Genomic DNA, 9738 nt, shown 5'->3' with positions numbered 1-9738 from the left:
TCAGCTGTTAAACGTTCGTTTCTCGAACTCATTGCAAGTTGATTTTCTTCTCTAAAAATAGGACAGCCTACAATATTTACAGGTAAGTTCGTTTTTTCGACTAATTTTTTAACAATTTGAAGCTGCTGAAAATCCTTTTCTCCAAAATAAGCATTGGTTGGTGTAACAATTTCGAAAAGACGTTTTACAATAGTTCCGACTCCGTTAAAGTGTCCTGGCCTGAATTTTCCTTCCATTTGATTTTCTAATCCGTCGAAATCAAAAGTTTGCGAAACTGTATTTCCTTCATAAATATCTTCGACAGAAGGCGCGTATAAAATGATTTTGTCACTTAATGTACGCATTTTCTTAATATCTTCTTCAAGAGTTCTTGGATATTTTGCTAAATCTTCTGGATTGTTAAATTGGGTTGGATTGACAAAAATACTTACAACTGTGTCGTCGTTTTCTTTTAATGAACGTTGCATTAAAGCCAAATGTCCTTGGTGTAAAGCCCCCATAGTTGGTACAAATCCAATGGTTGAATTTGTGGTTTTGATAGTTTTAATATAGGCTATCAAAGCTGCTTTACTGTAGAAAATGTGCATTGAGGTATTATTAAAATTTAGTGCAAACATAATATATTAGTTATAAACTGCATAAATTTTTGTAATTTTGCGACGTTTTTATTACCAAAAATTAAGTAAAATACTATTATGAAAGATAAGAGGATATTATATGTATCATCTGAAGTCGTGCCCTATTTGGCTGAAAATGAGGTTTCTTTAATGTCTTATGACGTTCCGAAAATGATTAATGATCAAGGTGGTCAGATAAGAATTTTCATGCCAAGATATGGGAATATCAATGAGAGAAGACATCAATTACACGAAGTGATCAGACTTTCAGGGATGAATTTGGTAGTGAATGACTTAGATATGCCTTTAATTATTAAAGTAGCATCAATTCCGAAAGAGCGAATTCAGGTTTACTTTATTGATAATGATGAATATTTTAAACGTAAAGCAACTTTCGCAGATGAAGAGGGTGCTTTATATCCTGATAATGACGAAAGAGCAATTTTCTTTGCAAAAGGTGTTGTGGAAACAGTGAAAAAATTAAACTGGGTTCCAGATATCATTCACGTTCATGGATGGCTAGCAGCGATGCTTCCAATTTACATGAAACACTACTACAAACATGAAGCATTGTTTTCTGAAACCAAAATCATTACCTCTGTTTACGGACAGTCTTTTGATGAAAACCTGGATTTAGAAATGATAAATAAAGTTAAATTTGATGGCGTTCCTCATGAAGCTGTATCAGATTTAGAAGTGCCAAATTACGAGAACGTTTTAAAAGCGAGCATCTTGCATTCTGATGGAGTTATTATTGCGTCAGAAAATGTTTCTCCAAGTTTAACAAAATTTATAGAATCTTCAGGAAAACCTTTTTTACCTTTCGCCACGAAAGATGCATTTGCTGACGCTTATACAAATTTCTACAGAACGTTTGGACTTTAAATTTTAACTTTATTATAAAACATGTATAATACTTCTTTTATTAAGAAAATTCTTTTAGCTTTAATTGTTGTTTTTTTATATTCTTGCGACAAAGATTTTAATGCAATTGGTGATGGTTTAGTTGGAGATGATCATTTTGGACTTGAGCCGGAAGATTATAGTGTTTTAGCTTTTAATCAAGAAGTTACACCAGTTCAGTCAAATACTATGGCTGTAAATGCGTTGGGTATTTATGATAATCCTTTGTTTGGTACTACTACTGCTAATTTTGTAACGCAAGTAGCACTAGCAACTTATGCGCCTACAATTGGAGAATCTCCAGTGATAGAAAGCGCAGTGCTTACGATTCCATATCTTATAAAAAGTAAAACAACAGCCTCAGACGGAAATAGTACGTATGTTTTAGATTCTATTTATGGAGATTCTAAAGGAAAGCTTAAATTAAGTGTTTACGAGTCAACAATGCAGATGAGAAACAGTTATTTTAGTGGTGGCGCTCAATTGCCGCAGCTTTATTACACAGATCAAAATAATGATTTCTTTAGTATTGCAAAAAAAGATAAGCTGCTGAATAACTCAACAGATACTAATGAAAATGAACAATTCTTTTTTGATTCTAATGAAATCAGAAAAGATGTTACTGATGATAAAGGTGTGAAAACAACTGAAAGAACAGCTCCTCAGATGACTTTAAATCTTGACAAGCAATTTTTTCAGGATAAAATTTTAGCAGCAGCTGCCTCAAAACTTTCTACAGAAGCTCTTTTTCAGGAATATTTCAGAGGATTATATTTTATGGTTGAAAAATCAGGAAGCTCTCCTAGTAATATGGCTTTGCTTGATTTTACTAAAGGGGTGATCACGATTAAATATAAAGCCAAAACAGCGTCAACTACTGATGCTCCAGAAACAACAGAAGATAAAGAGATTTTAATAAATTTTAAAAGTGGTGAGACTGGTGGAGTTGCCAGTACAGCTAATTTTCTTCAAGATGCTAAAGAGGCTACTTATCAAAGTGCTTTAACCAATGCAAATAGTACTGAGGGTGATGAGCGACTTTATTTAAAAGGAGGTCAGGGATCTGTAGCTGTTATTCGTCTTACTGAATTTGCGGCGCAACTAGAGACTATTAGAAAGAGTAACTGGAAGGTCAACGAAGCGAATCTTATTTTTTATATTGATACTGATAAGATGGCCAATACCAAAGAACCGCAAAGAGTTTATTTGTATGATTTGACGAATAATACTGTTTTACTGGATTATTCTACTGACGGAACGGTTCTTGGCGGATCAATTACACTTGATTCTAATAAGAAAGGGAAGTATTATAAGTTGAAAATAACAAATCATATTCGTAATCTTATAAAAGATACAACAGCAAAAAATGTTGATTTAGGCTTGGTTGTTTCTCAAAGTACACCAACAACTCTGCTTAATGCATTGAAGAATAGGATTCAGATAAAAACAGATCCGATTGAGTATTTTTCTACAGTGCCGAGAACATCGGTTATGAGTCCTTTAGGTACTGTTTTATATGGCGGAAAAGCTTCTGCTGCAGATAAAAAAGTAAAGCTTCAGGTCTACTACACGAAACCAAATTAATAATTATATATGTGTGGAATTGTTGGATATATCGGTCATAGAGACGCATATCCTATTGTAATCAAGGGATTAAAACGTCTTGAGTACAGGGGATATGATAGTGCCGGTGTTATGCTATATGACGAAGAGTCGGGCATAAAGCTTTGTAAAACTAAAGGTAAAGTTTCGGATCTTGAAGCTAAAGCAACTGAAGGTTTTACTACAAACGGAAGTATTGGAATAGGACATACACGTTGGGCAACACATGGTGTTCCAAACGATGTAAATTCACACCCTCATCTTTCAAACTCTGGAGATTTAGTAATTATCCATAACGGAATTATTGAGAATTATGCTCCCTTAAAAGAAGAGTTGATCAAAAGAGGTTACACTTTTAAGTCAGATACAGATACAGAGGTTTTAGTTAATTTAATAGAAGAAGTTCAAAAGAAAGAAAATATTAAATTAGGTAAAGCGGTTCAGGTTGCACTTAACCAAGTGGTTGGAGCGTATGCTATTGCTGTTTTTGATAAAAAAAATCCAAACGAACTTGTAGCGGCAAGATTAGGAAGCCCGTTAGCAATTGGAGTTGGAGAAGGCGAGTATTTTGTTGCTTCTGATGCCTCTCCGTTTATTGAATACACTTCAAATGCAGTGTATTTGGAAGATGGCGAAATGGCTAATATCAGATTGCATAAGCCAATCAAAATTAGAAAAATTAAAGATGACTCTTTAGTAGATCCTTATATTCAGGAGCTTCAAATGAACTTGGAGCAGATTGAAAAAGGAGGTTATGATCATTTCATGCTAAAAGAAATCTACGAACAGCCAAGTGTTATTAAAGATACTTACAGAGGAAGACTTCATGCAAATGAAGGAATCGTTCAAATGGCTGGAGTTGAGGATAATCTGGAGAAATTCTTAAATGCTAAACGTATTCTAATTGTAGCTTGCGGAACTTCATGGCACGCAGGTTTGGTTGCAGAATATATTTTTGAAGAATTTACCCGTATTCCTGTTGAAGTAGAATATGCTTCTGAATTCAGATACAGAAACCCAATTATCAATAAAGATGATGTTGTTATAGCTATTTCGCAATCTGGTGAGACTGCAGATACTATGGCGGCTATTAAACTTGCTAAAGAAAATGGGGCATTTGTATTTGGTGTTTGTAACGTAGTTGGTTCTTCTATTTCGAGAGAAAGTCATGCAGGTGCTTATACACACGCAGGACCAGAAATTGGAGTAGCTTCAACAAAAGCATTTACGACTCAGATTACTGTTCTAACTATGATTGCTTTAAGATTAGGAAAAGCAAAAGGAACATTATCAAATACAGATTTTCATACTTATCTTCAGGAATTGGAAATTATTCCAGAAAAAGTTGCTGAAGTATTGGAAACTAATGATAAAGCAAAAGAAATTGCTGCTGCTTTTAAAGATTCGCCAAACTGTCTTTATTTAGGTAGAGGATATAATTTCCCAGTAGCTTTAGAGGGTGCTTTAAAGTTAAAAGAGATTTCATATATCCATGCAGAAGGTTATCCTGCTGCCGAAATGAAACACGGTCCAATTGCTTTGATTGATGAGCATATGCCAGTTATTGTAATCGCTCCTAAACAAGGACATTATGATAAGATTGTAAGTAATATTCAAGAGATTAAATCAAGAAGTGGTAAAATTATTGCTGTAGTTACAAAAGGTGATGTGCAGGTTCGTGAATTGGCAGATTATGTTATCGAAATTCCTGAAACTTCAGATGCATTGTCTCCATTGGTAACAACTATTCCTTTACAATTGCTTTCTTATTATATTGCTGTAATGAGAGGTTGTAATGTGGATCAACCACGTAACTTAGCAAAGTCGGTTACAGTAGAATAGATTTTTTATTAGATATAAAATATGTTAAAAAAGCGAGATTTAGGTCTCGCTTTTTTTTTATTGTCAAAATTTTTTTTTCGGATATGTATTTTTATGAATTTTTCAATTTTTTGATAAAAATTTATATGTATGCATAGTATATTGGTTTTTCTTCTTGTTTTCTTTGATTTTACTTTAAGAAATTGAATTAACAAATAGTTAAAATATTGTAAAAAATGATGCTAAATATTAATTTTATTTAACGTTTTTTTATGCATATTAAAATATTTGCTTATTTTGGCTGTATATACTAACGAAAAAACTAAACCCAAATGAGAGTCTACTTGCTAATTATGTTGTTGTTCAGCGGAATATCTTTTGCGCAGAATACAATAACAGGTTCGGTTACAGATGGTAACAAACAATCTATTCCTGGTGCTAATGTTGTTGTTGTCGGAGAAAATAGTGGTGCTTCTACTGATTTCGACGGATCGTTCAAATTGACCACCAGTGCAAAATTGCCTTTTTCTATAAAGGTTTCTGCAGTTGGATTTGAGTCAAAAACGGTTAATGTTACTGCCGCAAATCAAAAAGTGAATGTAGTTTTAAAAGATGAAGAGACTAAATTGGATGAAATCGTAGTCTCTGCCTCCAGAACTCCAGAAAGAGTTTTGGAATCTCCTGTAACAATCGAAAGAATGGGTATTCAGGAGATTAAAAGGACAGCTTCTCCTTCTTTTTATGATGGTTTGGAGAATATGAAAGAGGTGCAGATGAATACTAGTAGTATGTCTTTTAAGTCAATTAATACAAGGGGTTTTGCTACTGTTGCCAATACTCGTTTCATGCAGTTGGTAGATGGTATGGATAACTCTTCTCCGTTATTGAACTTCGTTTTAGGAAATATGATAGGGGTTTCTGAAATTGATGTTCAAAGTGTGGAACTTCTTCCTGGTGCTTCTTCTGCGTTATATGGTGCAAATGCATTTAATGGAATTTTATTTATGACGAGTAAAAGTCCGTTTACTAATCAAGGTATTTCTACTTATTTTAAATACGGTGTGACATCACAAGAGGCTGCAGGGACTAATGGGTATTATGATTTCGGAATTCGTTTCGCACATGCTTTCAATAAGTATTTTGCTGCCAAAGCCAACTTTACCTATATGGAAGCTACAGATTGGTATGCTACAAATTATAATGACAAAACAAGAGCGGGTATAGATAGAACAAATCCTGGTTATGATGGTATCAATGTGTATGGTGACGAAGCTTCAACCAATATAAAAGGGGTTGGTTTGAGGTTGGAGGCTTTGGGGTTAATTCCAGCTGGTGCATCTAATCTTTTGCCAAGTACTACTGTGAGTAGAACAGGATATAATGAAATCGACTTAACGGATAATAAAGCTGCAAACACAAAAATTGATTTCTCTTTTCATGGCCGACCTTTTGGAGATGAGAGATTGGAAATTATCTGGCAGAGTAAATTTGGTACTGGTAATGCAGTTTATCAAGGTGCAAACAGATATTATTTGAATGACTTTTTTATGCAACAGCATAAGTTAGAATTCAAAGGGAAGAACTTTTTTGTAAGAGGTTATATGACTTCAGAGGATGGTGGGCATTCTTATGATATGATTTTTACGGGTATTAATGTGAATAGAAAATGGAAAGACGATAATACTTGGTTTGGTCAATATGCTGGAGCTTATATTCAAGGAACTTTGGCAGGAATGACGCCAGAGCAAGCACATGCTGCTGGTAGAGCTACTGCGGATACAGGTCGTTTTTTGCCTGGTACACCAGAATTTAAAAATGCATTTAATCAGGTTATAAATGAGGCAGATGTGCTTTCGGGGTCAAAATTAGTGGATAATTCTAAAATTTATCATTCGGATGCAAACTACAATTTTAAAGATGTAATAAAATTTGCAGAAATTCAGGTTGGGGGTTCTTTTAGGGCTTATGAATTGAATTCTCACGGAAGAATTTATACAGATGCAAACGGGCCGATCAATTATAACGAATACGGTGCTTATGCTCAATTGATGAAGAAGTTCATGGATGACAGATTGAAATTTACAGGTTCACTTCGTTATGATAAATCTAAAAACTTTGATGGTAATTTTTCACCACGTTTGTCTTTGGTGTATTCGGGAGGAGAGAAGAGAAATCATAATTTCAGAGGATCTTTCCAGACAGGTTTTAGAAATCCATCGACTCAAGATCAGTACATCGGATTTAATATTGGTAGCGCGGTGTTGATTGGTTCTGCTCCAGATAACTTAACAAGATTTAGCGAGACATTTAATTTAAGTGCAGAAGGTCAGTCTTACAGCAACGGAAACGCAACTAAAGATATGACGGGTGTTGATGCTTACAATAATTCGTATATAGCAAGTTCTGTAAACGCGTTTTCAGCGATGGCAGGAAGCAATCCAATTGCGGCAGCGGCTTTGTTGAAAAAATCAAGAGCAAACTTGGTAAAGCCTGAAGAGGTAAAGGCCTTTGAAGTTGGATATCGTTCTGTTTTTGAAGGTACGTCGATAGATCTTAATGGGTATTATAATATTTATAATAATTTCATTGGTACTTTAAATGTGATTTCTCCTTATTATGGAACAGCGCAGGATAATCCAAATCTTGCAGCTGGAACAACAGATGCAGGAGTGCAGTCTGTAAGAGCGATTCAAAACGGAGAATATAGAGTATATCAATTGTATACAAACTCTGATGTAGAAATACATTCGTTAGGATTTGGAGTTGGACTTTCTAGAAAAGTAATTGCTGATTTCGAGTTGGGACTTAATTATAATTATGCTCAATTTGATTTCGATCAAGAAAGAGATCCAAGTTTTGAAGCTGGATTTAATACACCAAAACACAGGGTTAAAATGTCAATTGGAAATGATAAGCTTTTTAAAAATTTCGGATTTAGTGTTAGTGGAAGATGGAATAGTGAATATCTATGGCAAGCAGGTTTTGCTGATGGTATAATTAAATCTGCAACAGTAATTGATGCTCAGATTAACTATGGAATTCCTAAATTAAAATCAGTTTTAAAATTAGGAGCTGCTAATATTGGTGGTAAAGAATATTATCAAGTTATTGGAGCAGGATTAATTGGTCAGCAGTATTTTGCTTCTTGGACTATTAATCCATAATTGAATTTTTAACTCTAGTCAAATTCATTATTGATGTTTCTGAAGATATCTTTTTAGAAGCAGATAATTATAAAAAGTATAAGTTATGATAAAAAATTTCAAATGGCTTTTATTGGTTTCGTTAACCTTTATGGCTTGTAATAGTGATGATGATGCGACTGCTCCTGTGGAGTCGTCTGATGGTAAGCCTTTGACAGCCGGAAGCGCAGATTTTTCTAAATATGTAGCATTAGGAGATTCTTTTGCTGCAGGGTTTAGTGATAATGCTTTGTTTATTAAAGGGCAGGAAGGAGCTTATCCGAATATTTTAGCGCAGCAATTTGCTTTAGTAGGAGGTGGGGAATTTAAAACTCCTTTGGCAAATGATAATATTGGTGGATTGTTATTGGGCGGAAATGTTATAGTCGGACCGCGTTTGTATTTTAACGTTACTCCTGTTCCGGTTGAGGGCACTCCGACTACTGAAGTTACAGCGCGTTTGTCTGGGCCGTTTAATAACTTAGGAGTTCCTGGGGCAAAAAGTTTTCATTTGCTTGCGCCTGGTTATGGTAATCCTGCGGGTGTGCTTGCTGGAACAGCAAATCCTTATTTTGCTCGTTTTGCTTCGAGTAATACAACTACAGTATTGGCAGATGCATTAAGTCAGAATCCTACTTTCTTCTCTTTGTGGATTGGAGGAAATGATGAATTGGGTTATGCAACTGCTGGTGGAGATCCGGCAGTGAATCCATTAACACCTCCCGCAACTTTTGATGCTGCTTATAAAGCTTTGGTGGCGCAGCTTGTTGCTGGTGGAAGAAAAGGGGTTGTGGCTAATTTGCCTGTTATTACAACTCTTCCACATTTTCGTGTAATTGCATACAATCAACTTACTCAAGCTAATTTAAGTGCTGGTGGAGTTAGTTTAGTTAATACTTTAAATGCGCAATTGTATGGGCCTTTACATAACGCTTTGACGTTTTTAGGGCAAGGAAGCAGAATTAATCTTTTGGCATCAACAGGAAATAACCCATTATTAATTGTAGATGAAACTTTGCCTGATTTATCAGCGAATTTAAGAGCTGTTTTAATTGGTGGAGGATTAGATGTTCCTACTGCTACAGCAATGGGACAGATTTTTGGAAGAGCCAGGCAAGCATTGCCTACAGATTTAATTTGTTTAGGTGCTTCTAGTAGAATTGGTAAGGTGCCAACTGTTGCCGCTGACGGAATTGCTTCGCCTTCTCCTTCGTTATCACAATTAGGAGTTACTTTTCCTTTGCCTGATAGATATGTGTTGCTTCCTTCTGAAGTAGCAGAAATTGGAGTTGCTACTGCAGCTTACAATGCAACTATAAAAGCAGCTGCTGAAGCAAATGGTTTGGCAATTGTCGATGCAGAAACTATTATGGCTGATTTGAATACAGTAAACGGAATTACAATGAATAGTTTTACTTTGAAAGCAACATTTGTTACAGGAGGAATGTTTTCTCTAGATGGAGTTCATCCTACACCAAGAGGTTATGCTTTTATTGCTAATAAATTTATTCAGGCGATCAATGCTAAATACGGTTCTAACTTAAAAGGAGTTGATATTGGAAATTATCAGGTTTTGTTTCCAAAACAATTATAATTAAAACTACTTTTAACTT

The 9738-nt window shown here is 34.9% G+C and carries 6 protein-coding genes; 5 read left to right on the top strand and 1 reads right to left on the bottom strand.

Annotated features, from left to right (window positions below; all coding sequences use genetic code 11):
- On the bottom strand, window positions 1-617 hold a 617-nt coding region (panC, locus tag VGE71_RS13955; RefSeq protein ID WP_331138884.1), incomplete at its 3' end, for a pantoate--beta-alanine ligase.
- Between the two features lie 78 nt (window positions 618-695).
- On the opposite strand from panC, the gene VGE71_RS13950 reads away from it, so the two are divergent.
- The 5 genes from VGE71_RS13950 (at window position 696) to VGE71_RS13930 (ending at window position 9719) form a co-directional block, all read left to right on the top strand.
- Window positions 696-1502, top strand: coding sequence for a glycogen/starch synthase (locus VGE71_RS13950; RefSeq protein WP_144216777.1), 807 nt, complete (start codon window positions 696-698; stop codon window positions 1500-1502).
- Window positions 1503-1523: 21 nt separating this feature from the next.
- The gene (locus VGE71_RS13945; protein ID WP_331138883.1) at window positions 1524-3104 is read left to right on the top strand and encodes a DUF4270 domain-containing protein; all 1581 of its coding nucleotides are present in this window, start codon (window positions 1524-1526) and stop codon (window positions 3102-3104) included.
- Between the two features lie 9 nt (window positions 3105-3113).
- Entirely contained in the window at window positions 3114-4964 is a 1851-nt protein-coding gene (glmS, locus tag VGE71_RS13940) for a glutamine--fructose-6-phosphate transaminase (isomerizing) (protein ID WP_331138882.1), read from the top strand.
- Window positions 4965-5275: 311 nt separating this feature from the next.
- Window positions 5276-8107, top strand: coding sequence for a TonB-dependent receptor domain-containing protein (locus tag VGE71_RS13935; protein WP_331138881.1), 2832 nt, complete (start codon window positions 5276-5278; stop codon window positions 8105-8107).
- An 85-nt stretch (window positions 8108-8192) separates the two neighbouring features.
- Entirely contained in the window at window positions 8193-9719 is a 1527-nt protein-coding gene (locus VGE71_RS13930) for an SGNH/GDSL hydrolase family protein (protein WP_331138880.1), read from the top strand.
- Window positions 9720-9738 lie beyond the last annotated feature (19 nt).

This window comes from Flavobacterium sp. (assembly GCF_036405015.1).
In the GTDB taxonomy this organism is placed as follows: Bacteria; Bacteroidota; Bacteroidia; order Flavobacteriales; family Flavobacteriaceae; genus Flavobacterium.
Note: the sequence above shows the minus strand (reverse complement) of the source record. Positions and strands in the feature narration are given on the sequence as shown.